Genomic DNA, 25,843 nt, shown 5'->3' with positions numbered 1-25,843 from the left:
GTGCACATCACCAGACGGCGTCCCGAGAGCCTGCAGGGCCCGGCGGAGAACTTCACCGGCTCGGTCTGGCTGGACGAGATAGCCGCCCCCGCCGCCCCGTCCCGGCTGCGCATGTTCAACGTCCACTTCGCGCCGGGCGCGCACACCGCCTGGCACCGGCATCCCCACGGCCAGGTGCTGCACGTCCTGGAGGGCGAGGGGCTGGTGCAGCGCAGGGGCGGTGCGGTGGAGGCGATCCGGGCGGGCGACACGGTGTGGATCGAGCCGGGCGAGTGGCACTGGCACGGTGCCGCGCCGCGCACCTTCATGAGCCACCTCGCGGTCGTGGAGGCCGCGGTGGACGGCACGACGACCGAGTGGCACGAGCACGTGAACGACTACCCCGCCTGAGACGGGCGACCGACTCCGCCGCCCGAGAAGGGAACCGCGACATGCACGCCATGCAGTACGAGTTCACCCTGCCCGCGGACTACGACATGGGCATCATCCGCTCCCGCGTCGCCCGTGTCGCGCATCGTCTGGACGACTGGGACGGCCTCGGCATCAAGACGTACGTGCTGCGCGAGCGCGGAGTGCACGGCTCGCCGGTGAACCAGTACGGGCCGTTCTACCTCTGGAACACGATGGAGGGCATGAACCGCTTCCTCTGGGGCGGCGCGTTCCAGGGACCGGTCGACGACTTCGGACGGCCGGACGTACGGCAGTGGACAGGCCTGGCCTTCGAGGAGGGATCGGCCGCCGGCTCTCCCGCCGGGTTCGCCGTGCGGCGGCGCCAGCCGGTGCCGGACGGTGTGGAGTTGGCCGCGTTCATGGCGGATGCGGCGAGCGAGACCGGGCGGCTGGCCGCGGCGGACGGGGCGGTGCTGGTGGCGGCCGCCGTGGACACGCGCGCGTGGGAGGTGGTCCACTTCTCGCTCTGGGAACATGGGGCGCCCAAGGCCGAGGGCGACGTGTTCGAGGTGCTGCACCTGTCGGCGCCCGGGCGGGGCGACCTGCCGCGCGGGCGGCAGTGGTGAGCGCGGTCCGTACGGTCCTCGGTGACATCCGCCCCGAGGAACTGGGCGTGTGCGACGCGCACGACCATCTCTTCCTGCGCAGCCCGCAGTTGCCGGGTCAGGAGCTGGACGACCGCTCCGCCGCGCGGGCCGAGCTGACGGCGTTCCGCGCGGCGGGCGGAGACGCGGTCGTGCAGTGGACGCCGTACGGCATGGGCCGACGGACGGCGGACCTGCCGGGGCTGTCCCGGGCCACGGGTGTGCACCTGGTCTGCGCGACGGGACTGCACCAGGCGGCGCACTACGCCCCGCAGTCGCTCGACGGGCTGCGTGACGGACTGGCCGGGCTGTTCGTCGCCGAGCTGACGGAGGGCATCGGCAGCTCGGGGGTCCGGGCCGGGCTCATCAAGGTGGCGGGCGGCTTCCACGGCCTCGACGCGCACGCCCGCCGGACGATGACCGCGGCGGCCGAGGCCCATCACGCCACCGGTGCGCCGATAGCCGTCCACCTGGAGCTGGGCACCGGCGCGCTGGACGTGCTCGACCTGCTGTGCGGCGAGTCGGGCGTGCCAGGTCACCGGGTGATCCTCGGACACCTCAACCGCTTCCCCGACCCGGTGGTGCAGCTGCAGGCCGCCGAGTCGGGCTGCTGGCTGGCCTTCGACGGGCCCTCCCGCGCCCACCACGCCACCGACTGGCGGACACCCGAGGCGGTCCGTGCCCTGGCGGAGGCCGGGTACGGGGACCGGCTGCTGCTCGGCGGTGACACGGTGGTCGCCGGGGCACGATCGGTGGACGGCGGACCCGGGATGCCGTACCTGCTGCGCCGGGTGCGGCCGCGGTTGGCGGCGGCGGTGGGTGCGGAGCTGGTGGACCGCATCCTCAGGGAGCACCCGGGGCGGGCGTTCGCGGTCGACTGGAAGTGACCGGGCGTGGCCCGATCATGTCGATCCCTGTCCCTCGGGGCGGTTCCGGTGCCGGTGGCAGTCCGGAGGATGGGAGTCGGCACACCGCCCCACCTCTGCCCGAAGAGATGAGACCGCCATGACCCTGGAGATGCGCGAGCGCTGCGAGCGCTGCGAGACCACCGAGCTGCCCGCGGACGGCCCTGCCCGCATCTGCTCCTACGAGTGCACGTTCTGCGTGACGTGCGGCGAGGCGATGGGGCACGTCTGTCCCAACTGCGGCGGGGAACTGGTGGCGAGGCCCCGGCGGGTGGCCGTCGCCCGGCGGCGCTGAGCCGTGCGGCTCAGACCAGTTCGGGTTGCGGTTCCGGTCGCGACGCCGGTGCGGCCTTCGGCTCCCACACTCTGGTGGTTCGCACATAGCCGTAGATCACTGAGATCATCGCCAGAACGAGAAGCGGTCCGAACACCCACGGGTGGTCGGCCATCTCCATCGGCAGACAGCGATAGGACACCAGGAGCGCGACGAAGACGGTCGCGCCGTGAGCGACCAGCTGGATTCCCGACCGGTCCCAGCCACGGTCGTGCGCGCGCAGAGCTGCCTCGATCGTCAGCGTGAACACCACCCCTGCGATGAGGTCCGCGCCGTAGTGGTAGCCGAAGCCCAGCGTCGCGCCGAGCGTGGCAACCAGCCAGAACGCGCCCGCGAATCGCAGAATGCGCGGGCCCCTGCGGGAATGAACGAAGATCGCGGTGGCCCACGCCGTATGCAGGCTGGGCATGCAGTTGCGGGGGGTGAGCTGGTCGTACGGCATCGGGTGCGGCACGTTGACCGGTGGCGTGTCCGGCCACAGGTCGGCCACCGCCCAGTGCCCGCCGCCCGTGCCGAAGGCGCCGGGGCCGTAGGCGAAGACCGGTCCGACCACCGGGAAGATCATGTAGATGGCCGGTCCGACCAGGCCGATCGCCAGAAAGGTGCGCACCAGATGGTGGCGCGGGAAGCGTCGCTCGACCGCCACATGACGCAGCTGGTACAGCGTGACGACGACCGCTGCCACCGCGAGCTGAATGTAGACGAAGTCGAGAACATGGGCGCCGATCGGGCCGATGGCCCTGACGATCCGGCCCGCCAGCCACGACGGGTCGCCCAGCGCGTGGTCGGCCGTTGCCACGTACTGGTCGAGCACCGTCGGACGGGTCTTCGACGTGATGAGCAGCCAGGTGTCGCCGGTCTTGCGGCCGGACACCAGCAGCAGGGCCAGCCCGACGCCCTTCAGCAGCAGGACACGTTCCCGTCCGGTGCGGCGTGTGACGGCGATGACCGCGCAGCCCAGAATCACCCACAACGCGCCGTTGCCGAAGGGGTGGCCTTCGGCCGCCTTGTCGCCGACCGCCCATCGCACCAGAAAGAAGCCGACGTCGATGCCGATCGCGGCACCAGCCGCGATGAACCTCTCCCGCCGGGTGAGCACCACCATCATCAACGCCATGCTGGCGTACAACAGCGGCCCCGACTTGGGGCGGAACACCACCTCTTGCACCTGGCTGGTGATCGGCCCCGGCAGGCCGTAGTGACGTGCGGCGATCTCCAGCGTGATGAGGAATCCGAGGACTGCCACACCCGCCGCGGCCCACAGCAGCGCCCGTGGTCGACGCCACGCGGCGGACTCAATTCCGCAATTTTGTCTAGATATCACTTACTTGGCCGATTTGTTAGGTTTTGATTAAGCAGGCGACAAGGGTGATCACCGTAAGTTCGAACATGTTATCGGCGCGGGTGAGTTTCGCCGGTCCCGGGTCACAGCAGATCCCGTACGATGCGCTGTCGTGGCAATACAGAATCCCTGGGGAGCACCGTACGGCAGCCCGCAGCCGCCGCCGAACATCCCGGCAAAGGACTTGCGCCCGCGGCGCATCTGGTACCTGGTGGCTGCACTGCTCGGGCTGGTACTGGCCGGCGTCGGCATCGCCTTCATCGTGGTGACGGTGAAGAACACGGTGGACTCGATCAACACCGCCCGGAGCTTCTCCAGCGGCGACTCCCAGACCTTCGACTTCGTCCAGGGGAAGACCGAGGCGATCTACGTCTCCCAGTCCGGGAAGGGTCAGGTCGACTGCCGGATCCCGGGCATGGAGTCCGGGTCGATGACCCAGCCGGACAGCACCTTCCACATCACCATCGGGTCCCGCACCTGGGAGCGCGTCTTCGAGGTGAATCCCGCGAGCAGCGGCAAGTACGAGGTCACGTGCACCTCGGAACTGCCGGCCGAGTTCGCGCTGGGAGACAAGCCCCGGGTGGGCTCGACGATCGGCGGCATCGCCGCGGGAGTCGTCTGCTTCCTCGCCGCGTTCGCCACATCCGTGACCATCGTCATCGTCACCGCCGTCCGCCGCAGTCGCCACCGTCGACGACTCACCACCATGTGGGCACCTCCGCCGCAGTGGGGCGCACCGCCCTACGGCCCCAACCCGGGTCCACCGCCCACCGTTTGAGTCGGTCGAGGCAGCGCTCGACGTGTTGCGCTGCTTGTGAGTGTCGCGGTTGAAGCCAGGGGCCGGCGCTCGCCTGGAGCCGGGCCGCTCGGATGGTCGGCCGATGGTCGAGGAGAGGGGCCCTAGTCCCCGCAGAACTTCTTCTCCGCCGCGGCCGCGCCGTCCCTGAACCCTGCCCGGAAGTTCTCGTTGACCGTGACGCCCTGCAGCTGCTGCACGTCGCAGTCGCTCTTCATGGCCGCGTAACCCGCCTTGTAGCCGGCCGCGTACTGCTCCTGGGCGCTCTGGCGTCCCCCTTGCTCGGCCGTGCCGCACCTGACCTCGGGGCCGCCGACCTGCCGGGCAGTGATGGTGCCACGGGCATGAGTGACCGTCGCGGAGAAGTTCCCGCCGGCGTCCGTCCGCACGGTGCCCTGGGCCCCGTGCGCGGACTCGATGAAGACGGCCTTGTTCGGCTCGAAGTCCTCGCCGATGACCTTCAGGTTCGCCCGACCGTCGGCCCGCGAGACACCACAGGTGGGCGACACCGCCACGGCCGGCGAGGCGGCAAGCTCCACCACCCCCGCTGTCAACGACGACACCACCAGGGGGACCAGCACCGCCAGGCGTACGCGTCGACCGTTCATGGGAAGGCTCCTACGTGGCTCGTCCCCCTTCAGCCCCCGCCCTCCAGCGTCTCTCCGACGGTAAGGGGTGTCAAAAGGGGGGCAGACTTTAGCCGCCGCCGACCAGCGCCCCCAGCGGATCGTCCAGTACCGGCTGCCAGGCCAACTCCGCGGCGCCGACCAGGCTGTTGTGGTCCAGGGTGCAGGGCAGGATGGGGACGCCGCCGCTCTGGCCCCACAGGCTGCGGTCGGCGACGACCGCGCGCAGGCGTTCGGGGTCGGCGTCGAGGAGGGTGCGGTGCAGGCCGCCGAGGATGATGCGGTCGGGGTTGAGGATGTTGACCAGACCGGCGAGGCCCAGGCCGAGGCGGTCGATCAGGGCCTCGGCCGCGGTGCGGACGGTCGGGTCGGCGTACTGGGTGCGGAGCAGGTCGTTGGCCTGCTTGAGCAGCGAGACCTCGGGGCCCGGCTCGCGGCCCGCCTCGAGGAGGAGGGCCAGCGGATCCGCCTCGACGTCCAGGCAGCCCCGGCCGCCGCAGTGGCAGGGGCGGCCCTCCGGGTTGACGGTGAGGTGACCGACCTCCAGGGCCAGGCCCGAACTGCCCGTGTGGAGGCGGCCGTCGAGGACCAGGGCCCCGCCGACGCCCCGGTGCCCGGTGGCCACGCACAGCAGGTCCCGCGCGCCCCGGCCCGCGCCGTGCCGGTGTTCGGCGAGCGCGGCGAGGTTGACGTCGTTGCCCGCGAAGGCGGGGCCGGTGATGCCCGCGGCGCGCACGCACTCGGCGAAGATCCGGCGTACCGGAGCGCCCACCGGCCAGGCCAGGTGGAGGGGGTTGAGGGCCAGGCCGTCGGGATCGGCGACGGCGGAGGGGACGGCGAGTCCGGCGCCGACGCAGCGGCGGCCCGTCGTACGGAGGAGTTCCGCACCGGCCTCCACCACGGAGCCCAGTACCTTCGCCGGGTCGGCGTCGACGGTCTCGCAGCCGGGCGCGGTCGCCACGATCCGTCCGCCGATGCCGACCAGCGCGGCCCGGAACCCGTCGGCGTGGACCTGCGCGGCCAGCGCGACCGGGCCGTCCTCGGCGACCTCCAGCCGGTGCGAGGGACGCCCCTGGCCACCGGCTGCCGCGCCCGGCCGGGCGTCGACCCGGATCAGCCCGAGCGCCTCCAGCTCCGCGGCCACCGCTCCGGCCGTCGCCCGGGTGACCCCGAGTTCGGCGGTGAGCACGGCCCGGGTCGGCGCCCGCCCGGTGTGCACGAGCTCCAGCGCGGGTCCGAGCGCTCCGCGCCCCCGGTCCAGCCGCACCCTCGAGGTGGTCCCTTCCCCCGCTTTCCGGGGGTCCGCCTTGCCGCTCATGAGGGTGAGTCTCCCATGATCCGCAGCTGTCGTGGCCTGCGCCGTGATCTACAGCCCGCTCACCCGCAGGGTGATGTTCAGCCGCCCGGCGAGACCCAGTTCCGGCGGCGCAGTACCGGGGTGCACGCGGGGCACGCCGTGGTGGGCGAGCCGGGAGGGCCCGCCGAAGACGAACAGGTCGCCGCTGCGCAGGTCCACATCGGTGTACGGCTTCGTACGGGTCTGCGTGTTGCCGAAGCGGAAGACACAGGTGTCGCCGAGGCTCAGCGACACCACCGGCGCGTCCGACCTCTCGTCGGCGTCGCGGTGCATGCCCATGCGGGCGGTGCCGTCGTAGAAGTTGATCAGGGCGATGTCGTACGGCTCGGCCGGGACCGCCTGCGGGCCGAGCGCGTCGGCCACCGCGCCGCGGCCCAGCTCGTCCAGCCAGGCCGGGAAGGGCTTCACGGGGGCGCCGTCGCCGTCGACGACCGTGCGGGCGTAGGCGTACGGGTACCAGTGCCAGCCCAGACAGACCTGCCGGGCGGTCATCGTGCCGCCGCCGGGCGTACGGACCGTGCGCAGCCCGGCAGGGGGGCGCGCCCAGTCGCGGCAGGCGGTCAGGAGCGCGCGTTGCCGCTCGGCGTCGAGCCAGTGCGGGACGTGCACGGCGCCCGGTGCGACCTCGGCCCGCTCCCGCGGAAACAGTTCCACGTCCATGCGCTCCATCCTGCCCGAGCCCCGTCCGACCAGCCCTGAGCTGCGGCTCGGCTAGCCTGGGGAGCGATGAACGACCGTATGACGACTCCGTGGGGCGAGTTCGAGCTGTCCCGCTTCCCCGAGGATCCCCGCGACCGGCTGCGTGCCTGGGACGCCTCCGACGCGTACCTGCTGCGGCACCTGGCCGAGGAGGGGGTGCCGCTCACGGGCACGGTCGTGGTGGTCGGCGACCGCTGGGGCGCACTCGCGACGGCGCTCGCGCGGCACCGGCCGACGCAGATCACCGACTCCTTCCTGAGCCAGGAGGCGACCCGGGCGAACCTGGCCCGGGCCGGGGTCGAGCCCGGTGCCGTGGGCCTGATCACCACCCAGGACCCGCCGCCGGAGCGGGTGGACGTGCTGCTGGTGCGTGTGCCGAAGAGCCTGGCGCTGCTGGAGGACCAGCTGCTGCGGCTCGCTCCCGCGGTGCACGCGCAGACGGTGGTCGTCGGCACCGGGATGGTGAAGGAGATCCACACCTCCACGCTGCAGCTGTTCGAGCGGATCCTCGGGCCGACCCGGACCTCTCTCGCGCAGCAGAAGGCCCGCCTGATCTTCTGCACCCCGGACCCGGCCCTGGAGCGGCCCGCGAACCCGTGGCCGTACAGCTACGCGCTCCCGGACGGTGTCGGCGCGGTCTCCGGGCGGACGGTCGTCAACCATGCCGGCGTCTTCTGTGCCGACCGGCTCGACATCGGCACCCGGTTCTTCCTGGAGCACCTGCCGGCCGGGACGGGCGGCGCGCGCGTGGTGGACCTCGGCTGCGGCAACGGCGTGGTCGGTACGGCGGTGGCGGTGGCCGATCCGCAGGCCGAAGTGCTGTTCGTGGACGAGTCGTTCCAGGCCGTGGCCTCGGCGGAGGCGACGTACAAGGCCAACGGGGTGCCCGGCCACGCCGAGTTCCGGGTCGGGGACGGGCTGGCCGGAGTGGCGCCCGGCAGTGTGGACCTCGTCCTGAACAACCCGCCGTTCCACTCCCACCAGGCGACGACGGACGCGACGGCGTGGCGGATGTTCACCGGGGCGAAGCGCGCGCTGCGCCCCGGCGGCGAGCTGTGGGTGATCGGCAACCGGCACCTGGGGTACCACGTCAAGCTGAAGCGGCTGTTCGGGAACAGCCAACTGGTGGCGAGCGACCGGAAGTTCGTGGTGCTGAAGGCCGTCAAGCGGGGCTAGCGCCGGATTCTCGGCCGAGGACGCCGATGATGCGGGCGACCTCCCGGGCCATCGCCTCCCTGCCCACGCTGAGGTACTTGCGTGAGTCGACGGCTTCCGGGTGGGCGGCGAGGAAGGCCCGGATGGCGCCGGTCATGGCCGCGTTGAGGGCGGTGCCGACGTTGACCTTGGCGATGCCGCCCGCGACGGCGGCGACCAGGCCCTCGTCCGGCACGCCGGAGGACCCGTGCAGGACCAGCGGGACGGTCAGCGCGGCGGACAGCCGTTTGAGGAGACCGTGGTCGAGGGCGGCGGTGCGGGTGGTCATGGCGTGCACACTGCCGACGGCCACGGCGAGGGCGTCGACCTCGGTGCCGGCGACGAAGTCGCGCGCCTGGTCGGGATCGGTACGGGCGCCGGGCGCGTGGGCGTCCAGCGGGGGCCGGCCGTCCTTGCCGCCGATCTGCCCCAACTCGGCCTCGATCCACAGCCCTTGGGTGTGCGCCCAGTCGGCGGCGGCCCGGGTCGCGGCGAGGTTCTCGGCGTAGGACAGGCGGGCGGCGTCGTACATCACCGAACTGAACCCGGCGTCGGGCGCCTGGCGCAGCAGGTCGTGGCTCTGCACATGGTCGAGGTGCAGTGCGACGGGTATGTCGGCGCGTTCGGCGGCGGCGACGGCGGCGCGGGCGAGCGGCAGGAGCCGTCCGTAGCGGAACTTGACGGCGTTCTCGCTGACTTGGAGGACCACGGGTGCGCCGGCGGACTCGGCGCCCGCGATGACGGCCTCGACGTGTTCCAGGGTGATGATGTTGAAGGCGGCGACGGCGGAGCGGGCTTCGGCGGCACGGTTGATCAGTTCGCCGGTGGTCGCGAGGGGCACGGCTTGGCTCCCTTCCCGGGTGCGGGTCAGTCGGCGAGGATCACCGAGCGGGTCAGGTGGCGCGGCTGGTCGGGGTCGAGGCCACGGTGGGCGGCGACGGCGACCGCGAGGCGCTGGACGCGGACGAGTTCGGCGAGCGGATCGAGCGTCCCCTCGACCCAGAGGGCTCCCGTGTCGCGCACCTGTTCGGCGAGTCCGGCGGGCGCTTCGTCGAGCATCCAGGTCGCGGTGCCCTCGGTGGTCACGCTGATCGGGCCGTGCCGGTACTCCATCGCCGGGTAGGCCTCGGTCCAGGACAGCGAGGCCTCGCGCATCTTCAGGCCGGCCTCGTTCGCGAGCCCGACGGTCCAGCCGCGGCCCAGGAAGGTGAACTGGGTGCAGTCCACGAGCCTTTCGGGCAAGGGGGAGACAAGGGCAGCGCGGGCGTCGGTGACGACGGCGTCGGTGTGCAGGCCGAGGTGGGCGCGCAGGAGGGTGAGGGCGGTGGTGGCGAACCGGGTCTGGACGACAGAGCGTTCGTCGGCGAAGTCCAGCACGACGAGGTCGTCGGCGGCTGTCATCACTGGGGTGGCCGGGTCGGCGGTCAGGGCCGTCGTCCGCGTGCGCCCCCTCAACTGCCCGAGCAGGTCCAGCACTTCGGTGGTGGTGCCGGAGCGGGTCAGGGCGACGACCCGGTCGTACGACCGCCCGCGCGGGAACTCGGAGGCGGCGAACGCGTCCGTCTCCCCCTGCCCCGCGGCCTCACGCAGGGCGGCCACCGCCTGCGCCATGAAGTACGACGTCCCGCACCCGACGATCGCGACCCGCTCCCCCGCACCCGGCAGCGCTCCGGCGTGCCGCCCCGCCTCCTCGGCCGCCCGTATCCAGCACTCGGGCTGGCTGTTCAGCTCGTCCTCGACATGGCTCATGCCACACCCTCCCCTTGCTGATTGTTCCTGCAAGATATAGCGAGCTTTCGAGCACAATCAAGCATTCGAGCACACGCGGGGGTGCGCTAGGGTCGCCGGAGAGACGGAGAACGGAGGCTGCGGATGTCCCGGGACGCCCGCTGGAAGGCGCTGCTGGAACTGCTCGTCGAGCGCGGCCGGCTGGAGGTCGAGGAGGCGGCTGCCGAACTGGAGGTGTCGGCGGCGACGATCCGCCGGGACTTCGACCAGCTCGCCGAGCAGCAGATGCTGGTGCGCACCCGGGGCGGGGCGGTGGTCCACGGGGTGTCGTACGAACTGCCCCTGCGCTACAAGACGGCCCGTCGCGCCTCCGAGAAGCAGCGGATCGCCAAGGCGGTGGCGGATCTCGTGTCACCGGGCGAGGCGGTCGGGCTGACCGGTGGCACGACCACCACGGAGGTGGCTCGCGCGCTGGCCGTGCGCGGCGACCTCGGCACCGGCTCACCGGCGCTGACCATCGTCACGAACGCCCTCAACATCGCCAACGAGCTCGCGGTACGCCCGCAGTTCAAGATCGTCGTGACCGGTGGGGTCGCACGCCCACAGTCGTACGAGCTCATCGGTCCGCTCGCGGACGGCGTGCTCGGCCAGATCACGCTCGACGTCGCCGTCCTCGGCGTGGTCGCGTTCGACGTCACACACGGCGCGGCGGCACACGACGAGGCGGAGGCGGCGATCAACCGGCTGCTGTGCGAGCGCGCCGAGCGGGTGATCGTGGCCGCGGACTCCAGCAAGCTCGGCCAGCGGGCGTTCGCCCGTATCTGCGCGGCGGAGCTGGTGGACACGCTCGTCACCGACACGGCGGTGGGGCAGGACACGGTGCGCCGCTTCGAGGAGGCGGGCATCCGCGTCCTCGCGGTGTGAGTCAGAAGCCGCTGCGGTCGGCGCTCACGAACCCCGCGCCGCGCTGGTCGTTACAGCCGACCACCGCCCGGTCGACCGGGTCGGGCCAGGCCTGCTGAGCCTGGAGCGCCATGCTCACGAGGGTCAGCAGCAGGTCGACGTCGCTCGCGGCGTCGAGCCTGAGGGTCACCCACTGCGAGCCCGGCACGATCCGGATGGCGCCCGTGTGTTTCAGGTCCCGGGCGAACCGCCGGATGGCCCGGTCGGTCAGCCGTAGGTCGACATCACGGTCGGAGTGGAAGTGGGCGATCTCGCCCTGGGCCGAACACACGGCCTGTCCCAGGCCGCAGCTCGGGACGGCCGGTCTCAGGTCCGGCCAGGTCGCCAGTTGCGCGAGCGCGCGCGAGGCCAACGTCATGGGCCCATCATGGCCCGCTCACCCGCCCGCAACCAGCTCGTGAGCAAGCATTAACCGACCTGTTTCCATGACCGTTTCGGACACCCACGGACGTGCCCGCGTCGCGAACAGGTCCTGCCCGACGCCTGGTTGACGCCGCCGGACCGAACGGCAGCCGGAAATCATCCCTGGCCAGAGGTGCTTCAGGGACACACTCCGCCTATCGAATTCGGTATGACAAACAGCCTCACGTGTGACAAACCCGTGCACCTGTTCTCATTCTTCGGAGCCCCGGCGGGTGATGGCCAGCCACTCGGGCGCCTGCTCGGGGGCGCTGTAGTTGTCGTGCCAGTTCCACCATTCGTACGGCGGGGTCTGGGGATAGCCCTCGGGCGAGTCCTCCCAGGTCTCCTGCCGTCCGAGCGCGGTCATGTCGAGATAGCTCCAGGTGCTCCCCATCGCCTCGTCACCGCGGGAGTTGATGAAATAGGTGCGGAACACGTTGTCGCCGGCATGGATGAACGCGTTCGTGCCGTGCCACTCGTCCACACCGAAGTCGGCGTCGAAGTCGTCGGTCAGCGAGTACCAGGGAATCGTCCAGCCCATCCGCGCCTTCACCCGCTCGATGTCCGGCTGCGGCGCGCGCGAGGCGAAGACGAGCGTGGTGTCGCGGGCGTTCAGATGCGCCAGGTTGCCCACGTGGTCGGCCACCATGGAGCAGCCGCGGCAGGCATGGTCCGGCCAGCCGAACACGCCGGGCTCGAAGAAGGCGCGGTAGACGATCAGCTGACGACGGCCGGCGAACAGGTCGAGCAGCCCCGCCGTGCCGTCGGGTCCGTCGAACTCGTACTTCTTCTCCACGGCCACCCACGGCATCCGCCGGCGCTTGGCGGCCAGTGCGTCACGGGCACGGGTCAGCTGCTTCTCCTCCACCAGCAGCTGCCGTCGCGCAGCCTCCCACTCTTCCGGCGAGACGATCGGAGGTGTCTTCATGGTGGCGTTCACCTCCCAGGGGGTGACCCGGGCGCCCCTGCAGGCCCCGTCCCTCCAGAGTCGAACGCCGGCGACGCGTTCGCATCTTCGGCAAGGTGAGGGCTTTTCGTCTCGCGGCCGGGCCTGTCCATCCACAGCAGGCGAGGAAGGCAAGGAGGAACACCCACTCCTTGCCACTCTCAACGTATAGCGCACTGGGGGGCTTGCGGCAAGGCCCCCGTCGTGGCGCAGAATCGCCGACCGAGGCCACAACCTGCGGAAACGGGAGACTCACCAAGTATGCGAGCTTTTGCCGAGGTCGGAGCTGGTGCCGAAGTCGGAGCTGGTGCCATGAACCCCTTGACGACCGGTGCTTTCGCCCTTCCCGACCGGCTCGCCGCCAAGGCCGACCCGAAGCTGATCGCCGGTGACGAGCAGCACTTCGCGGCCATCGCGGAGAGTCTCGCGCAGGCGATCGCCGAACTGTCCGACCAGCTCGCCGACTTGCGCAAGGCGCCCGGCGGCAGCGGCCGGCAGGCGCTGGACCGGGACCTGGAGATCCACCGGCTGACCGCGCGCCTGCGCACCCTGCGCCGCTTCGGTCTGGACCTGTGCCTCGGACACATCGTCAGCGCGGACGACCCCGAGCCCGTGTACATCGGGCGACTCGGACTCACCGACAGCGCGGGCCGCCGGCTGCTGCTCGACTGGCGCTCCCTCGCGGCCGAGCCGTTCTTCGCGGCGACCCACGCCGACCCGATGGGTCTGGCGAGCCGCCGCAGGTACCGCTGGACCGGCGGCCGGGTCAGCGACTACTGGGACGAGGTGTTCGCCGCCGACGGGCTCGAAGGACACGCCGCACTCGACGACCAGTCCGCCTTCGTCGCCAGCCTGGGCAGCACCCGGTCGGCCCGGATGCGGGACGTGCTCGCCACCATCCAGGCCGACCAGGACGCGATCATCCGGGCGGGCTCCCGTGGCGCTCTCGTCGTCGACGGCGGTCCGGGTACGGGGAAGACCGTGGTCGCTCTGCACCGCACCGCACACCTCCTCTACTCCGACCCTCGCCTCGGTCACCGTCGCGGCGGCGTGCTGTTCGTCGGTCCGCACCAGCCGTACCTGAACTACGTCGCCGACGTCCTCCCCAGCCTCGGAGAGGAGGGCGTGCAGACCTGCACCCTGCGGGACCTGGTCACCGAGGGAGCCGGAGCGGCGGTCGAGACCGACCCGGACGTGGCGCGGCTGAAGTCGTCCGCGGACATGGTGAAGGCCGTCGAGACGGCCGTCAGGTTCTACGAGGAACCGCCCAGCGAGGGGATGACGATCACGACCGACTGGGCCGACGTCCGGCTGAGCGCGGACGACTGGGCCGAGGCGTTCGAAGCAGGTGGAGCGGGTACCGCGCACAACGAGGCGCGTGACCAGATCTTCGACGAGCTCGTCTCGATCCTGCTGGACAAGCTCGACCGCGAGGACGTCACGCCCGACCGGCTCCGCACGGTGCTGCGGCGCGACAAGGAGCTGGTCGCCGCCCTCCACGGGGCCTGGCCGCTGCTCGAAGCGGCCGACCTGGTCGGCGACCTGTGGTCGGTCCCCGCCTACCTGCGCCTGTGCGCGCCCTGGCTCGGGCCCGACGACGTACGCAAGCTGCAGCGCAAGGACACCCCCCAGGCCTGGACGGTGTCCGACCTGCCGCTCCTGGACGCCGCACGGCAGCGGCTCGGGGATCCGGAGGCGGCGCGGCGCAAGCGTCGGCAGGAGGCCGCTCTCGCCGCTCAGCGCGAGCGCATGGCTCAGGTCGTCGACAACCTGATCGCGGCCGACGACGACGGCGAAGGCCTCATGACCCAGCTGCGCGGAGAGGACTTCCAGCGCAATCTGGTCGACGAGTCCGAACTGCCCACCCTCGACCCGGACCTGCTCGCAGGACCGTTCGCGCACATCGTGGTGGACGAGGCCCAGGAACTGACCGACGCCGAGTGGCAGATGCTGCTGCTGCGCTGCCCGTCCCGGAGCTTCACCATCGTCGGGGACCGCGCGCAGGCCAGGCACGGGTTCACGGAGTCGTGGCGGGAACGGCTCGCACGCATCGGGCTCGACCGGATCGACGTGGCCTCCCTGAGCATCAACTACCGCACGCCGGAGGAGGTCATGACGGAGGCCGAGCCGGTCGTCCGGGCCGCACTCCCGGACGCCAACGTGCCGACCTCCGTGCGCAGCACCGGCGTCCCCGTCTTCCATGGATCCGTCGCGGACCTGGACCCGGTCCTCGACACCTGGCTCGCCGAGCACGCCGACGGGGTCGCCTGCGTCATTGGCGATCCCGCGTTCCGGGAGACGTCCCGCGTCCGGTCGCTCACCCCGGAGCTGTCGAAGGGGCTCGAGTTCGACCTGGTCGTCCTCGTCGACCCGGAGAAGTTCGGCGAGGGCATCGAAGGAGTGGTCGACCGCTACGTGGCGATGACCCGGGCGACCCAGCGACTCGTCGTCCTCACCGGCTCCTGACGTCGGCCGCCGAGGCATACACGCGGTTCAGCGACCTGAACGGCATGCCCTGGTCGTGGAGGGTCCGGGGCAGTCCGAACAGCGGGAGGAGGCTGTTGACGCCGAAACGGTAATGGCGGAGATCCGGTCGCCCTCCAGGGTGGGCACCAGCAGCCCGTAGGCGTGCGCGATCGGGCTGTGGGGGTCGCGGAGGTAGGAGCCGAACGCGGGCCGGCCGTTCGCGCGCGGGGATACGAGGCGGAGCGCCTGGCCGCCCCACCACGGGAGCGTCGGGTAGAACCCGGCGATCGCCGCGTGTCCCTGGTACTCGAGGGGCTCGGGCGGCATCGTCAGCCAGGCGTCCTCGGTCATCAGTGCGACGAGCCCGTCGATGTCGGAGTTCTCCAGCGCGTCCACGAACCGCCCCACGAGCCGTCGCTCCCGCGGTGAGCGCGGCAGCGGCGCCCGGTCGCGGTCACGTACAGACCTCTGGTCGTCCAGGGTCGTACGCGCTCGCTGCAGGGCGCTGTTCGCCGAGACTCCGTTGCTCTCGAGCAGGTCCGCCACCTCGGCCGTACGGAAGCCGAGCACGTCGCGCAGCACGAGTACCGCGCGCTGCCGCGGCGGGAGGCGCTGGAGCCCGGCCACAAAAGACAGCGCGAGCGCCTCCCTCGTCTTGTAGCGGGCCTCCGGTCCCGGGGCGGTGTCCGGCAGGCCCTCCGGCAGGGCGTCCGGGTAGGGCTCGAACCAGGCCGGCTCGGGTGCGGCGCGTGGGCTCGGGCACGTCGCGCGGGGGACGGGCCGGCTCCCGCGGCTGCGGTCGGCGGCCCGTGTCGCGCAGCGAGGTCGGCCGCGCCGCCCTGGCCCGGCCGCTGTGTCCGCGCTCGACCGTGGTGATCGTGTCCAGCGGCGCCGCGCTCGGCGGCTCACCGCTGTCGGGCGGCTGCGCGGGCGCCAAGCGGATGCAGATGTTCCTCGCCGACTACCTTCAGTACGCCGCCGACGCCCGCGACCTCGGGATCCGGTTCGTCGCCCTGGTCCCGCGCCAGGTGCTGGTCGGCGCCCCGATCGGTGAGGCCGACGAGGAACTCCGCCACAGGACACGGCCGGCCGTGACGGGCAAGGGACTCGAGGCGATCTGACCCCTGCTGACCGCTGTGCCGCGAAGGGGGGTGCCGGACTCTCCTCCCGACCACGGACCGGCACCCCACCCAACCTGCGTTTATGTCGCGAACAAACAAAACCCGGACGCCCAGCGAGAACACACAGCAGAGCACGCTTAGGATCCGGTCATGGCAGACATCCCGGATGAATTGATCAAGCTGGAACGTTCCGCCGAAGAGGAGCGGGCCAAACTGGCCGGCCTGACCGGCGACGAGTACGACGAGCAGTGGCGCCGCTGGCGCACGGCATCGGAGGCCGTACAGGCGGCGATCACCGCGCACGCCGAGGCGACCGAGGAGAGCCGGTACGACGTGGAACAGGCGGTGAAGTGCGCGGTGCGGCATGCGCAGGAGGACCCGGCTGTCGAGTAGTGCGCGCCATGCGCCCCCGAACACCACCGTGCGCGCCCTGCGCGGTAGAGCGATCTGTTTCGGTCAGCGGCGCCGGCCTCGATAATGACGTGACGCCATGCGTGGGTCACGGACGGGGGAGGAACTGTGGCGCGCAAAAAGGCACTCTCAGACGTTCCCCATCGAGTAGTGATCACGGAAATCGCCAGGGACGTGATCGAGGAGATAGCCCGGGAAGAAGTGCCGATGTTCTCGGCGCTCAGCCAGGCGTACTTCGCCGATCCTCAACGGGCGGTGTCCGGGAAGGGGTCACGGAAGTCGCCGCTCGGGTTCGGATCCGACGCGGTCGAACTCATCTTGACGCCCGTCGTCCTGGCCGCCACGGCCAAGGCCGTCGAGTGCCTGGCCGACATCTTCTTCAAGCACACCACGGGGGAAGGCACCACCGCGGCCCTGCGGCGGATCTTCCGTGTCGGACAGCGCTCCCGGGGCGAGCCTGCACCGGATGATGCTGCCGAGGGCACTCCGTCCGAAGCCGGGGCCGAAGCCGGGGCCGGGGCCGTCGCCTTGGCCGTCGAATTGCGGCAGGAGGACATCGAACGGCTCAGGCACGTGGTGGAAAGCACCCTCCACGACTGTGGGGTCGCTCCGGAGACCTCCCGGCTGATAGCCGACGCGATCATCGGCCGGTGCCGGGCTCCACGGCCGACCGGCTAGCACCGCGGCAGCGCCATGACCACAGCCGGGAAAGCATTCACCGGGCGGCGTGACGGACGGCGGGTGTCAGGCGTTCCCGGCGGCACGACCAGCCGGTTCGTCCTCCTGATCGCGGCCGTGGCTGCAGGCGGACTGTACGTCTTCCTCCAGGCTTACTTCCTCGTCCCGCAGAACGCGGACTTCTTCTTCGGCACGTTCAGCCGGTGCTTCCAGGATCGCCGGATCGCACTCCCGGACCAGACCGACCAGGGCTACCAGGAGTCGCGGCGCCTGTTGTCGATCTGTCAGCAGCCCGCCTTCGTCGACCAGGCGCAGTGGGTCGGCATCGGGTTCCTGCTGCTGTGCGGCGTGGCGTTGGCCTGTTACCTCTCGCACCCCTGGTGGGTGACCCGCAGCAGGTGCGAGAGATTTCCGGCGCTGCCGAGCCTGCGCTCGCGCACGCTGTCGCGGTTTCCGTCGAAGGGCGACCCCGACCAGCGGGAGATCGCGGAGTACCTCGACCATCTGTGCCGCACGGTCGGCGTGCGACCCGCGCCCGTCTGGCTGCTGGACACTCGGGCCGGTTCGTCGAACGGGCTCGCCTTCGGCCTGCCCTGGCGGCGGCGCGTCATCATCGACGCAGGTCTGGTGCGCCGGTTCCGCACGGATCGCGACATGTTCCGCGCCGTGACCGTGCACGAGCTGGCGCACCTGCGCAATCGCGACGTGGACAAGACCTATCTGGCTTTCGGAATGGGGTGGGCCTTCCTGACCGTCGCGGTGCTGCCCTTCGGAGCGCTGACCCTGCGCAGCGCGTTGCCCGGCGAGCCGTCCGTGATCCCGCCGGTCGCCCTGCGGTACCTCGTGGACGTGCCTCATGCCCTGGGGCTGGCGGCCGCCCTCACCGTGCTGGTCCAGCTCGTGCGGAACTCGGTCCTGCGGGCACGCGAGTTGCACGCCGACGCCACGGCTGCGGCGCAGATCGGGTACGAGGCAGCAGCGGCGATCCCCCGGGCGCTGCTGAACCGTCCCACCGCGGGCCGAAGCTCCGCACGCGCCGCCCTTGCACGGCTCGCACGCCGGCTGGGGTACTGGCCGACGCCCGAGATGCGGGATCGCGTCCTGCGCGAACCGGCCCTGCTCACCCGCCCGACAGTGTGGGAGATGCTGGGTGCCGGTGTCGTGGCAGGCGTCTTCACAGCCAGTACCGATGCCCTGGTGGACACCCTGTTCCAGCTGCTCTGGGGAAAGCTCAACACCCTTGCGGGCGACCTGACGGTCGGCTGCGCCATCGGCGCCGCACTCACGGGAGTGCTCGCCGCAGCCGTGTGGCGCACCGTCGCGGCGTCCGACCCGGCACCTCGGTCCCCCGGGGCCGCATGGCCGGCGCTTCCCGCCGCACTCGTCGGAGGGTACCTCGCCGGAGCCAGCCTGCCTCTGATCACGGATGGAACCCCTCAACCTGCCACCACGCTCGAGGTTCAGGGCTTTGCATGGCTGCTGTGGACGGGACCGGTTCTGCTGGCCGGGGCCGTGTGCGTCACGGTCTGGCTCGTCTCCGCGACGCGCGGCGTGCTTCCTCGGGCCCACGGCCGGAGAGCCTTGCACGCGGTGGTGGCCACGTCCGTCGTCTCCTTCGCCCCATGGTTCGCCGTCTGGTACTCCGTCCGGCGCATCAGCGAAAGCAACGGATTCCAGCCCCTCCTGGGGGACGCCCCGGACATCGGCTCCTCGATCGGCTGGTACACGGCACTCAGCCGCTGGACGGGATTCGTATGGCAGCCGCTCACTGCGCAGGGGCACCTCCCGTCCGCCCTGGTGGGCCTGATGCTGCTCTGGCTCGTGCCGCTCGTCCCGACCCTGGTCCCGGGCAACGCGAGCGGCACCGACGCGGACGTCCGGCCACAGATCGGAACGGCTCTGCTCGTAGGCCTGTCCGGAGGGATCTCGGTGATCGGCGCGGGCGCGGCCATGCCGTTCCTCGCGCGGACCGCACTGCCGCCCGCTGTCCTGCACTATTCCGGAACGCAGTACGACACGGGGTTCCCGGCCGTCTACTGGCACACCTACATCGCGCTCGCGTGCATCGCCCAGGGTGTCGTGGCCCTGGTGATCTCGGCCGTTGTCCCAAGGCGCCGGCCCGCACTCGTCCTGGCCGGCACAGCAGTGACCGCGCTGGTGGCAGCTCTCGGCCGCGCGCCGGCCTTCGCGGTGGTCGGCTGCGCCGGCGTCTTCGGCTCGGCTGCCCGCCGGTGTGCCGTCCCGTTCGTCCCCGAGGTCCTCGCGGGGGACCTGCGGGCCATCGCCCTGCGCGGGCTGCTGGCCGCGATTCCCGCAACCCTGCTGGGAGCCGGCGCAAGAGCACTGGCACGGAGCCGGACCCCTGCCCGGCGCGATGCGCGCGCAGGGGGCGGATCCCGGATGCCTGCCCGGACCCAAGCCTGGGCACTGGTCACGGCCCTCGTCGTCCTTGTCGCAGCCGACATCGCCTCCGTGGCTGTCACGCTTCGCGGAGACCAGTACGTCTGGGAGATCTGGTTCAGCGGCTGACACCTCGCGGCCGGACCGCGTGCCGCCGTCGGTCGGCCGACCGGCACAGACACCCTTGCCGGGCAGCCGACCCCGTCAAGCCGCCTCTCCCGTACTCCCTCTGACCACAAGCCGCGGCGCCAGCACCACCTCGCGCGGCTCCTTGCGCCCCTCGTCGAGTCGCTCCACCGCCGCCCGGACCGCGTGTCGTGCCTGGTCCTCCGCGCTCTGGCTGACCGTCGTGAGGTCGACGAGGCTCAGGCGGGAGAGCGCGTCGTCGTCGTAGCCGGCGACCGAGACCCGGCCGGGGACGGCCACGCCCGCGCGGGACAGGGCGGCGAGGACGCCGATGGCGCACTGGTCGTTGTAGGCCACTACGGCGGTGGGGAGTTCGCCCTCGTCGAGCAGGTGCCGGGCCACGCGCTCCCCGGACCGCTCGGTGTTGTCGCCGGACAGGATCCGGATGTGCTCGGCGAGGCCGTGCCGGCGCATGGCGTCCCGGTAGCCGCGGCGGCGGTCGGTGGCGATGACGCCCTTGCCGCCGTCGACGTGAGCGACAAAGCGGTGCCCGAGCGCGACCATGTGGTCGACGACCTGGCCGACTCCGTCGTCGTCCGCGGTCCGTACCACGTCGAGCTGTGCGCCGGGGATACGGCGGCCCACGGCGACCACGGGCACCTTGCGGTGCAGCGCGGCGAGGGTGTCGGCGGGGGCGACCGGGCCGAGCAGGATGAGCGCCTCGCTGCGGAAGGCGAGCAGGGTCTCGACGGCGGTCTGCTCGTCGCGGGTGCGGGTCTGGGTGCTCAGCACCAGGTCGTAGCCGAACTGCTCCGCCGTGGTGTGCAGGTGCTCGACGAGTTCGGCGTGGAAGGGGCTGTGGACGTCGACCATGACGCCGAGCAGTCGGCTGCGCCTGCTGGCCAGCAGGCTGGCCGTGCGGTCGACCTGGTAGCCGAGGTCGGCGGCGGCCTTCAGGACCCGCTGCCGGGTGCGCTCGCTCGGACCGGGCACACCGCGCAGCACCAGGGACACCGAGGCGGTGGACAGACCCACCCGCGCCGCCACGTCCTCCAGCCGGGGGCGGGAACCTGCGTCGGCCACTGACCCTCCTGCCGGATTCTCCTGCTGCGACATCCTTGACATGTCGGCGAGACGGGCCCGACAGTACCAGGACTTAAAGCGTTTTAAAGGGTTCTGCGGCCCGGACGAAGATCCCCGTGGAACGCTGATGACGACGACGCACAGCGAGGCGCACGCGCCGGTTCGCCGCCGACGGAACCCGTTGAGCGAAAACACAGGACCTTCGAGCGGGCTCCATCCGGCACACTCAGCCCCATGGAGACTGCCGAATTCCTCGAGACCCTGGACCGGGAGGGCCGGCTGCTGGCCGCCGCGGCCGAGCTTGCGGGTACGGACGCCAAGGTGCCGACCTGCCCGGAGTGGCAGGTCAAGGACCTGCTGCGGCACACGGGCGCAGTGCACCGCTGGGCCACGGCGTTCGTCGCCGCCGCGCACACCGCGCCGCGCCCCCTCACCGACGGCCCGGACCTGGACGGCGCCGAGCTGGTGGCCTGGTACCGGGACAGCCACCGCCGGCTGGTGGAGACCCTGGCCGCCGCGCCGGCCGACCTGGAGTGCTGGACCTTCCTCCCGGCCCCCTCCCCCTCGCCGCTGGCGTTCTGGACCCGGCGGCAGGCGCACGAGACGGCCGTCCACCGTTACGACGCCGAGGCCGCGCGGGGCGGCACGGCGTCGCCGATCGCGACGGAGTTCGCGGCCGACGGCATCGACGAGCTGCTGCGCGGATTCCACGCCCGGCCCCGGAGCCGGGTCCGCACGGAGCAGCCGCGCGTGCTGCGGGTGCGGGCGGTGGACGCGGGTGCGGACGCGGTGTGGACCGTACGGCTGTCGGCGGAGCCGCCCGTGACCTCGCGCGACGGATCCGGGGAGGCGGAGGCCGAACTGACGGGCCCTGCCGCCCAGTTGTACCTGGCCCTGTGGAACCGGATGCCCGTACCGAGTGTGACCGGTGATCCCGCTCTCGCGGCGCTGTGGCGGGAGAAGTCCGGGATCTGAGGTCCCGTCAGTCGGCGTCGGCCAGCATCCGGGCCAGGACCGCGCGCTGCATCGGCCGCACCTCGCCGTGCAGCGCGCGCCCCTTGGCCGTGAGCACCACGCGCACCCCACGCCGGTCTTCCGGACACATGGCCCGCTCGACGAGGCCGTCCTTCTCCAGGCGGCCGATCAGCCGGGACAGCGCGCTCTGACTCAGATGAACCCGCTCCGAGATCTCCTGGACGCGGTAGGCGCAGCTGCCGTCCGCCGCCGCACACTCGGCGAGCAGGTCGAGAACCTCGAAGTCGCTGGCGCACAGGCCGTGCCCGTGCAGGGTCCGGTCCAGCTCGCACTGGGTGCGGGCATGCAGCGCGAGGATGTCCCGCCACTGCTCAACGAGCGTCCGCTCAGCCCTGTTCGCCGCCATGGGCGCACCGTAGCAGAGAAACGAGATTGTTGCATCGGAATTAAATGCATTTGCATTCGATGCATGCGCATGTAGTGTCGTCGGCATGACCTCTCCGCTCACCACCCCTGCGACCCCGTCCTCGACGGTCAGCTGGACTCCCCGGCTGTGGGGCACCCTGCTGGTGCTGTGCGCCGCGATGTTCCTGGACGCGCTCGACGTGTCGATGGTCGGCGTCGCGCTGCCGTCCATCGGCTCCGATCTCCATCTGTCCACGTCGACGCTGCAATGGATCGTCAGCGGCTACATCCTGGGATACGGCGGCCTGCTCCTCCTCGGCGGCCGCACCGCCGACCTGCTCGGCCGGCGCCAGGTGTTCCTGGTGGCCCTCGGCATCTTCGCGCTCGCCTCGCTGCTCGGCGGGCTCGTGGACTCGGGCCCGCTGCTGATCGCCAGCCGCTTCATCAAGGGCCTGAGCGCCGCCTTCACGGCGCCGGCGGGCCTGTCGATCATCACCACGACGTTCCCCGAGGGCCCGCTGCGCAACCGCGCGCTCTCCATCTACACCACCTGCGCCGCCACCGGCTTCTCGATGGGCCTGGTCCTCTCCGGCCTGCTCACCGAGGCCAGCTGGCGCTTCACCATGCTGCTGCCCGCACCGATCGCGCTGATCGCGCTCGTCGCCGGCCTCAAGCTGCTGCCGCGCAGCGCACGCGAGAAGACCCACGCCGGCTACGACATCCCGGGCGCCGTCATCGGCACCGCGTCGATGCTGCTGCTGGTCTTCACGGTCGTCCAGGCGCCCGAGGCGGGCTGGGCCTCCGCCCGTACGCTGCTGTCCTTCCTGGCCGTCGCCGCCCTGCTGACCGCGTTCGTCCTGGTCGAGCGGCGCTCGCCGAGCCCGCTCGTCCGGCTCGGGGTGCTGCGCTCGGGCAGCCAGGTCCGCGCCCAGCTCGGCGCGGTGGCCTTCTTCGGTTCGTACGTCGGGTTCCAGTTCTTGACGACCCTGTACATGCAGTCCCTGCTCGGCTGGTCCGCGCTGCACACGGCGCTCGCCTTCCTGCCGGCGGGCGCGCTGGTGGCGGTGTCCTCGACGAAGGTCGGCGCGATCGTCGACCGGTTCGGCACCCCGCGGCTGATCGCGACCGGCTTCGCGCTGATGGTCGTCGGGTACGCGCTGTTCCTGCGCGTCGACCTGGACCCGGTGTACGCGGCCGTCATCCTGCCGTCGATGCTGCTGATCGGCGCGGCCTGCGCGCTGGTCTTCCCCTCGCTCAACATCCAGGCCACCAACGGAGTGGAGGACCACGAGCAGGGCATGGTCTCCGGGCTGCTCAACACCTCGGTGCAGGTGGGCGGGGCGATCTTCCTGGCCGTCGTGACGGCCGTGGTGACCGCGGCCGCGCCGGCCGACGCCACCCCGCGGGCCGTCCTCGACAGCTACCGGCCGGGCTTCATGGTCGTCACGGGCATCGCCGTGGCCGGCCTGCTGATCACGCTTACCGGGCTGCGCAGCCATCGCGCCCAGCCGTCGATCGTGGTCGCCGGATCCACCGTGAAGGAGGCGGAAGCGGAGCGCGTGGCGGTCCGTGACTAGGGGGAACGCCTCCAAGCGTGCGCCCGGCGGGAGTTGCTTGTCCCGCCGGGCGCACGTCTGTGAGACTGGCCGGATGGACACATACGGGGGACGGCGTACCAAGGCCGAGCAGGACGCGGCCACGGTGGAGATCGGATACGCGCTGGTCAGTGCCACCTTCGCGGCGGCCGTGGTGTTCGGGGCCGTCGCCGGGCCGGCACTCCTCTTCGATCTTCCGCGTCTGCTCGGTGCCGCCTTGCTGCGGCTCGGCCTGGCGGTCGCTCCGGTGGTCTTCTTGGCCCGGGTGGTGAGTGTGCTGGTCCGCTTCCAGCGGGAGCGTCAGCCGAGCCAGCCGGGTCGCACCAGCCCCGACTCGTAGGCGAGGACGACGAGTTGGGCACGGTCCCGGGCGCCCAGCTTGACCATCGTGCGGCTCACATGGGTCTTGGCCGTGAGCGGGCTGACCACCAGGCGGCGGGCGATCTCCTCGTTGGACAGGCCGATGCCGACCAGCGCCATCACCTCCCGCTCCCGCTCGGTGAGCTGGGCGAGCGTGTCCGCCGCCGCGGGCTCCTTGGAGCGGGCCGCGAACTCGGCGATGAGCCGGCGCGTGACACCCGGGGACAGCAGCGCGTCACCCTCCACCACCGCCCTGACCGCGCGCACGAGTTCGTCCGGCTCGGTGTCCTTCACCAGGAACCCGGAGGCGCCCGAACGGATCGCCTCGAAGACGTACTCGTCGAGTTCGAAGGTGGTGAGCATGACCACCTTCACGTCCTTCAGCTCCGCGTCCCCGGTGATGCGACGGGTCGCGGCCAGGCCGTCCAGCCGGGGCATGCGGATGTCCATCAGGACGACGTCGGGCCGCAGTTCGCGCACCCGGCGCAGGGCCTCCTCGCCGTCGGCCGCCTCCCCGGCCACCTCGATGTCCGGCTGCGCGTCGAGCAACGCCTTGAAACCGGCCCGCACGAGCGACTGGTCGTCGGCGAGCAGTACCCGGATCACTGATCCTCCCTGGTGTGCAAGGGCAGTACGGCGAGCACCCGGAAGCCGCCGTCGGGGCGCGGGCCCGCCTCGATGGTGCCACCCAGCCCGGCCGCCCGCTCCCGCATGCCGGCCAGCCCGTTCCCGCTGCCGCCGGCGTCGGCTCCGGTCGCGGGCCCGTCGTCGTCGATGCGCAGCCGGAGTTCGCCGCCGCCGTGCTCGAACCGCACGCGCGCATGCCTCGATCCGGAGTGCCGTACGACGTTCGTCAAGGCCTCCTGCACGATACGGAAGGCCGCGAGGTCGGTGCCGGGCGGCAGGTGCGGAGCCTCGCCCCGGACATCGACCGTCAGTCCGGCGGCCGCCGCCTGTTCGACCAGTTCCGGCAGCCGGTCCAGACCCGGCGCGGGGGTGCGCGGCGCGGCGCCCGGTGCGCGCAGCGTGTCGAGCACCTGGCGCACCTCACCGAGGGCCTCCTTGCTGGCCGCCTTGATGGTGGTGAGCGCGGCGCGCGCCTGTTCGGGGTCGCTGTCCAGCAGCGCGAGGCCCATGCCCGCCTGGACGTTGATGACGGAGATGCTGTGCGCGAGTACGTCGTGCAGCTCGCGGGCCATCCGCAGCCGCTCCTCGTCGGCGCGCCGCTTGGCGGCCTGGGCGCGGTCCGCGCGCTCGCGCGCCCACTGCTCGCGGCGCACCCGGGCGAGTTCGCAGAGCGCGACGACGGCCAGGACCCAGGTGGCGACGACGATCTCCTGCCCCACGCTCGCCGCCGTGTCGCCCTTGGGCGGAAGCCACCGGTAGAGCCAGAGCGCGACCAGGGCGTGCCCGGCCCACAGCAGGCCGACGACGGCCCAGGCGGCCCGCCGGTGCCCGGCGACGACGGCACTGAAGCAACCGACCGCGACGGTCAGGAAGACCGGGCCGTAGGGATAGCCCGCGCTCAGATACACCAGCGCCGCGGTCGCCGTACCGAAGACGACGGCCACCGGGTGGCGGTGCCGCCACAGCAGCAGGAGCGAGGCCAGGAGCAGCAGCACGCGCGCGTACCCGTCGAGTTGCTCCCGGTGGGGCTGCGAGTGCGCGGCGAAGGTCGAGCCGACGAGGACGAACGCGGTGATCAGCACCGTGGAGCGCCAGGGCAGGCGGGCGACGTGCGACTCCGGTTCGCCGGGCCGGTTCCCCCACGGTGGCCCGTACCGCCACCAGTGCGAGGGACCGCCTCCGCGCTGCTCTTCCATGCCCGCCACGCTAGACGCCGACGGGCCGCGCGGACGTCAGCCGGGCGAGGTGCTCACGGGTACTCCCCGGGGAG

At 71.8% G+C, this 25,843-nt stretch carries 28 protein-coding genes; 15 read left to right on the top strand and 13 right to left on the bottom strand.

Annotated elements, in window-relative coordinates; all coding sequences use genetic code 11:
• From ACIF83_RS04440 to ACIF83_RS04425, 4 genes are all read left to right on the top strand, one after another.
• Entirely contained in the window at positions 1 to 390 is a 390-nt protein-coding gene (locus tag ACIF83_RS04440) for a cupin domain-containing protein (protein ID WP_393478694.1), read from the top strand.
• Positions 391 to 431: 41 nt separating this feature from the next.
• Positions 432 to 1,016, top strand: coding sequence for a DUF4865 family protein (locus tag ACIF83_RS04435; RefSeq protein ID WP_399723365.1), 585 nt, complete (start codon positions 432 to 434; stop codon positions 1,014 to 1,016).
• Complete coding sequence (locus ACIF83_RS04430) at positions 1,013 to 1,921, top strand: phosphotriesterase (protein ID WP_399723363.1); 909 nt, start codon at positions 1,013 to 1,015, stop codon at positions 1,919 to 1,921. The genes ACIF83_RS04435 and ACIF83_RS04430 overlap by 4 nt, the downstream gene beginning before the upstream one ends.
• Positions 1,922 to 2,039: 118 nt before the next feature.
• Entirely contained in the window at positions 2,040 to 2,234 is a 195-nt protein-coding gene (locus ACIF83_RS04425; RefSeq protein WP_393478687.1) for a DUF1272 domain-containing protein, read from the top strand.
• Positions 2,235 to 2,244: 10 nt separating this feature from the next.
• Here the strand turns inward: ACIF83_RS04425 and ACIF83_RS04420 are convergent, their stop codons facing one another.
• Positions 2,245 to 3,540, bottom strand: coding sequence for a phosphatase PAP2 family protein (locus tag ACIF83_RS04420; protein WP_399724043.1), 1,296 nt, complete (start codon positions 3,538 to 3,540; stop codon positions 2,245 to 2,247).
• Positions 3,541 to 3,727: 187 nt separating this feature from the next.
• Between ACIF83_RS04420 and ACIF83_RS04415 the strand changes: the two genes are divergently transcribed.
• On the top strand, positions 3,728 to 4,393 hold the full coding sequence (locus ACIF83_RS04415; RefSeq protein ID WP_393478684.1) for a serine/arginine repetitive matrix protein 2: 666 nt from the start codon (positions 3,728 to 3,730) through the stop codon (positions 4,391 to 4,393).
• Positions 4,394 to 4,515: 122 nt separating this feature from the next.
• Here ACIF83_RS04415 and ACIF83_RS04410 read toward each other — a convergent pair whose 3' ends face one another.
• The 3 genes from ACIF83_RS04410 to ACIF83_RS04400 all read right to left on the bottom strand — a co-directional run bounded on the left by ACIF83_RS04410 (position 4,516) and on the right by ACIF83_RS04400 (position 7,054).
• On the bottom strand, positions 4,516 to 5,019 hold the full coding sequence (locus tag ACIF83_RS04410) for a hypothetical protein (protein ID WP_399723361.1): 504 nt from the start codon (positions 5,017 to 5,019) through the stop codon (positions 4,516 to 4,518).
• An 88-nt stretch (positions 5,020 to 5,107) separates the two neighbouring features.
• The gene (locus ACIF83_RS04405; RefSeq protein WP_393478679.1) at positions 5,108 to 6,355 is read right to left on the bottom strand and encodes an ROK family protein; all 1,248 of its coding nucleotides are present in this window, start codon (positions 6,353 to 6,355) and stop codon (positions 5,108 to 5,110) included.
• A gap of 48 nt (positions 6,356 to 6,403) precedes the next feature.
• On the bottom strand, positions 6,404 to 7,054 hold the full coding sequence (locus tag ACIF83_RS04400) for an alpha-ketoglutarate-dependent dioxygenase AlkB family protein (protein WP_393478677.1): 651 nt from the start codon (positions 7,052 to 7,054) through the stop codon (positions 6,404 to 6,406).
• Between the two features lie 78 nt (positions 7,055 to 7,132).
• On the opposite strand from ACIF83_RS04400, the gene ACIF83_RS04395 reads away from it, so the two are divergent.
• Positions 7,133 to 8,269, top strand: a complete 1,137-nt coding sequence (locus ACIF83_RS04395) for a methyltransferase (protein ID WP_398140116.1) — start codon at positions 7,133 to 7,135, stop codon at positions 8,267 to 8,269.
• Here the strand turns inward: ACIF83_RS04395 and ACIF83_RS04390 are convergent.
• A complete protein-coding gene (locus ACIF83_RS04390; protein ID WP_393478675.1) occupies positions 8,256 to 9,128 on the bottom strand; it encodes a ketose-bisphosphate aldolase in 873 nt (290 codons plus the stop codon). The genes ACIF83_RS04395 and ACIF83_RS04390 overlap by 14 nt on opposite strands.
• Positions 9,129 to 9,154: 26 nt before the next feature.
• Positions 9,155 to 10,036 carry an SIS domain-containing protein gene (locus ACIF83_RS04385; protein ID WP_393478673.1) on the bottom strand — a complete coding sequence of 294 codons (882 nt, stop codon included), beginning with the start codon at positions 10,034 to 10,036 and terminating at the stop codon, positions 9,155 to 9,157.
• Between the two features lie 123 nt (positions 10,037 to 10,159).
• Between ACIF83_RS04385 and ACIF83_RS04380 the strand changes: the two genes are divergently transcribed.
• Positions 10,160 to 10,939, top strand: a complete 780-nt coding sequence (locus ACIF83_RS04380; RefSeq protein WP_393478670.1) for a DeoR/GlpR family DNA-binding transcription regulator — start codon at positions 10,160 to 10,162, stop codon at positions 10,937 to 10,939.
• 1 nt (position 10,940) lies between these two features.
• Here ACIF83_RS04380 and ACIF83_RS04375 read toward each other — a convergent pair whose 3' ends face one another.
• Positions 10,941 to 11,336, bottom strand: a complete 396-nt coding sequence (locus tag ACIF83_RS04375; protein WP_393478667.1) for a luciferase family protein — start codon at positions 11,334 to 11,336, stop codon at positions 10,941 to 10,943.
• A 255-nt stretch (positions 11,337 to 11,591) separates the two neighbouring features.
• Positions 11,592 to 12,308 carry a DUF899 domain-containing protein gene (locus ACIF83_RS04370; RefSeq protein ID WP_393478666.1) on the bottom strand — a complete coding sequence of 239 codons (717 nt, stop codon included), beginning with the start codon at positions 12,306 to 12,308 and terminating at the stop codon, positions 11,592 to 11,594.
• A 330-nt stretch (positions 12,309 to 12,638) separates the two neighbouring features.
• Between ACIF83_RS04370 and helR the strand changes: the two genes are divergently transcribed.
• Positions 12,639 to 14,792, top strand: coding sequence for an RNA polymerase recycling motor ATPase HelR (gene helR / locus ACIF83_RS04365; RefSeq protein ID WP_399723356.1), 2,154 nt, complete (start codon positions 12,639 to 12,641; stop codon positions 14,790 to 14,792).
• Positions 14,793 to 14,819: 27 nt separating this feature from the next.
• Here the strand turns inward: helR and ACIF83_RS04360 are convergent, their stop codons facing one another.
• Positions 14,820 to 15,419, bottom strand: coding sequence for a sigma factor-like helix-turn-helix DNA-binding protein (locus tag ACIF83_RS04360; RefSeq protein ID WP_399723354.1), 600 nt, complete (start codon positions 15,417 to 15,419; stop codon positions 14,820 to 14,822).
• A 182-nt stretch (positions 15,420 to 15,601) separates the two neighbouring features.
• Between ACIF83_RS04360 and ACIF83_RS04355 the strand changes: the two genes are divergently transcribed.
• The 4 genes from ACIF83_RS04355 (at position 15,602) to ACIF83_RS04340 (ending at position 19,531) form a co-directional block, all read left to right on the top strand.
• Positions 15,602 to 15,913 carry a hypothetical protein gene (locus ACIF83_RS04355; protein ID WP_399723352.1) on the top strand — a complete coding sequence of 104 codons (312 nt, stop codon included), beginning with the start codon at positions 15,602 to 15,604 and terminating at the stop codon, positions 15,911 to 15,913.
• Positions 15,914 to 16,063: 150 nt separating this feature from the next.
• Positions 16,064 to 16,306 carry a hypothetical protein gene (locus ACIF83_RS04350; RefSeq protein ID WP_393478657.1) on the top strand — a complete coding sequence of 81 codons (243 nt, stop codon included), beginning with the start codon at positions 16,064 to 16,066 and terminating at the stop codon, positions 16,304 to 16,306.
• 168 nt (positions 16,307 to 16,474) lie between these two features.
• On the top strand, positions 16,475 to 17,002 hold the full coding sequence (locus ACIF83_RS04345) for a hypothetical protein (RefSeq protein WP_399723350.1): 528 nt from the start codon (positions 16,475 to 16,477) through the stop codon (positions 17,000 to 17,002).
• A gap of 63 nt (positions 17,003 to 17,065) precedes the next feature.
• Positions 17,066 to 19,531 (top strand): M48 family metalloprotease, encoded by a 2,466-nt coding sequence (locus ACIF83_RS04340; RefSeq protein WP_399723348.1) that lies wholly within the window; start codon positions 17,066 to 17,068, stop codon positions 19,529 to 19,531.
• A gap of 75 nt (positions 19,532 to 19,606) precedes the next feature.
• Here the strand turns inward: ACIF83_RS04340 and ACIF83_RS04335 are convergent, their stop codons facing one another.
• A complete protein-coding gene (locus tag ACIF83_RS04335; RefSeq protein WP_399723346.1) occupies positions 19,607 to 20,644 on the bottom strand; it encodes a LacI family DNA-binding transcriptional regulator in 1,038 nt (345 codons plus the stop codon).
• A gap of 201 nt (positions 20,645 to 20,845) precedes the next feature.
• Between ACIF83_RS04335 and ACIF83_RS04330 the strand changes: the two genes are divergently transcribed.
• The gene (locus ACIF83_RS04330) at positions 20,846 to 21,586 is read left to right on the top strand and encodes a maleylpyruvate isomerase family mycothiol-dependent enzyme (protein WP_399723344.1); all 741 of its coding nucleotides are present in this window, start codon (positions 20,846 to 20,848) and stop codon (positions 21,584 to 21,586) included.
• Positions 21,587 to 21,593: 7 nt separating this feature from the next.
• On the opposite strand, the gene ACIF83_RS04325 is transcribed toward ACIF83_RS04330, so the two are convergent.
• On the bottom strand, positions 21,594 to 21,992 hold the full coding sequence (locus ACIF83_RS04325) for a MarR family winged helix-turn-helix transcriptional regulator (RefSeq protein WP_393478646.1): 399 nt from the start codon (positions 21,990 to 21,992) through the stop codon (positions 21,594 to 21,596).
• Positions 21,993 to 22,077: 85 nt separating this feature from the next.
• Between ACIF83_RS04325 and ACIF83_RS04320 the strand changes: the two genes are divergently transcribed.
• Positions 22,078 to 23,568, top strand: a complete 1,491-nt coding sequence (locus ACIF83_RS04320; RefSeq protein WP_399723341.1) for an MFS transporter — start codon at positions 22,078 to 22,080, stop codon at positions 23,566 to 23,568.
• Between the two features lie 73 nt (positions 23,569 to 23,641).
• Complete coding sequence (locus tag ACIF83_RS04315) at positions 23,642 to 23,926, top strand: DUF6332 family protein (RefSeq protein WP_393478642.1); 285 nt, start codon at positions 23,642 to 23,644, stop codon at positions 23,924 to 23,926.
• On the opposite strand, the gene ACIF83_RS04310 is transcribed toward ACIF83_RS04315, so the two are convergent.
• Positions 23,887 to 24,552 carry a response regulator gene (locus tag ACIF83_RS04310; protein WP_386575136.1) on the bottom strand — a complete coding sequence of 222 codons (666 nt, stop codon included), beginning with the start codon at positions 24,550 to 24,552 and terminating at the stop codon, positions 23,887 to 23,889. The two genes, ACIF83_RS04315 and ACIF83_RS04310, sit on opposite strands and share 40 nt — an antisense overlap.
• Positions 24,549 to 25,769 (bottom strand): sensor histidine kinase, encoded by a 1,221-nt coding sequence (locus ACIF83_RS04305; RefSeq protein WP_399723339.1) that lies wholly within the window; start codon positions 25,767 to 25,769, stop codon positions 24,549 to 24,551. Before ACIF83_RS04305 ends, ACIF83_RS04310 begins: the two co-directional genes overlap by 4 nt.
• Positions 25,770 to 25,843 lie beyond the last annotated feature (74 nt).

This window comes from Streptomyces sp. NPDC085866 (assembly GCF_044541035.1).
In the GTDB taxonomy this organism is placed as follows: domain Bacteria; phylum Actinomycetota; class Actinomycetes; order Streptomycetales; family Streptomycetaceae; genus Streptomyces.
This window is presented reverse-complemented; position numbering and strand designations above follow the sequence as displayed.

Excerpts from the sequence above, each read along its gene's own strand:
- ACIF83_RS04385 (WP_393478673.1), bottom strand. The coding sequence starts at position 10,036 with ATGAGCCATGTCGAGGACGAGCTGAACAGCCAGCCCGAGTGCTGGATA.
- ACIF83_RS04435 (WP_399723365.1), top strand. The coding sequence starts at position 432 with ATGCACGCCATGCAGTACGAGTTCACCCTGCCCGCGGACTACGACATG.
- ACIF83_RS04320 (WP_399723341.1), top strand. The coding sequence starts at position 22,078 with ATGACCTCTCCGCTCACCACCCCTGCGACCCCGTCCTCGACGGTCAGC.
- ACIF83_RS04405 (WP_393478679.1), bottom strand. The coding sequence starts at position 6,355 with ATGAGCGGCAAGGCGGACCCCCGGAAAGCGGGGGAAGGGACCACCTCG.
- ACIF83_RS04375 (WP_393478667.1), bottom strand. The coding sequence starts at position 11,336 with ATGACGTTGGCCTCGCGCGCGCTCGCGCAACTGGCGACCTGGCCGGAC.
- ACIF83_RS04395 (WP_398140116.1), top strand. The coding sequence starts at position 7,133 with ATGACGACTCCGTGGGGCGAGTTCGAGCTGTCCCGCTTCCCCGAGGAT.
- ACIF83_RS04370 (WP_393478666.1), bottom strand. The coding sequence starts at position 12,308 with ATGAAGACACCTCCGATCGTCTCGCCGGAAGAGTGGGAGGCTGCGCGA.
- ACIF83_RS04305 (WP_399723339.1), bottom strand. The coding sequence starts at position 25,769 with ATGGAAGAGCAGCGCGGAGGCGGTCCCTCGCACTGGTGGCGGTACGGG.
- ACIF83_RS04315 (WP_393478642.1), top strand. The coding sequence starts at position 23,642 with ATGGACACATACGGGGGACGGCGTACCAAGGCCGAGCAGGACGCGGCC.
- ACIF83_RS04380 (WP_393478670.1), top strand. The coding sequence starts at position 10,160 with ATGTCCCGGGACGCCCGCTGGAAGGCGCTGCTGGAACTGCTCGTCGAG.
- ACIF83_RS04325 (WP_393478646.1), bottom strand. The coding sequence starts at position 21,992 with ATGGCGGCGAACAGGGCTGAGCGGACGCTCGTTGAGCAGTGGCGGGAC.
- helR (WP_399723356.1), top strand. The coding sequence starts at position 12,639 with ATGAACCCCTTGACGACCGGTGCTTTCGCCCTTCCCGACCGGCTCGCC.
- ACIF83_RS04335 (WP_399723346.1), bottom strand. The coding sequence starts at position 20,644 with ATGTCGCAGCAGGAGAATCCGGCAGGAGGGTCAGTGGCCGACGCAGGT.
- ACIF83_RS04425 (WP_393478687.1), top strand. The coding sequence starts at position 2,040 with ATGACCCTGGAGATGCGCGAGCGCTGCGAGCGCTGCGAGACCACCGAG.
- ACIF83_RS04400 (WP_393478677.1), bottom strand. The coding sequence starts at position 7,054 with ATGGACGTGGAACTGTTTCCGCGGGAGCGGGCCGAGGTCGCACCGGGC.
- ACIF83_RS04330 (WP_399723344.1), top strand. The coding sequence starts at position 20,846 with ATGGAGACTGCCGAATTCCTCGAGACCCTGGACCGGGAGGGCCGGCTG.
- ACIF83_RS04410 (WP_399723361.1), bottom strand. The coding sequence starts at position 5,019 with ATGAACGGTCGACGCGTACGCCTGGCGGTGCTGGTCCCCCTGGTGGTG.
- ACIF83_RS04350 (WP_393478657.1), top strand. The coding sequence starts at position 16,064 with ATGGCAGACATCCCGGATGAATTGATCAAGCTGGAACGTTCCGCCGAA.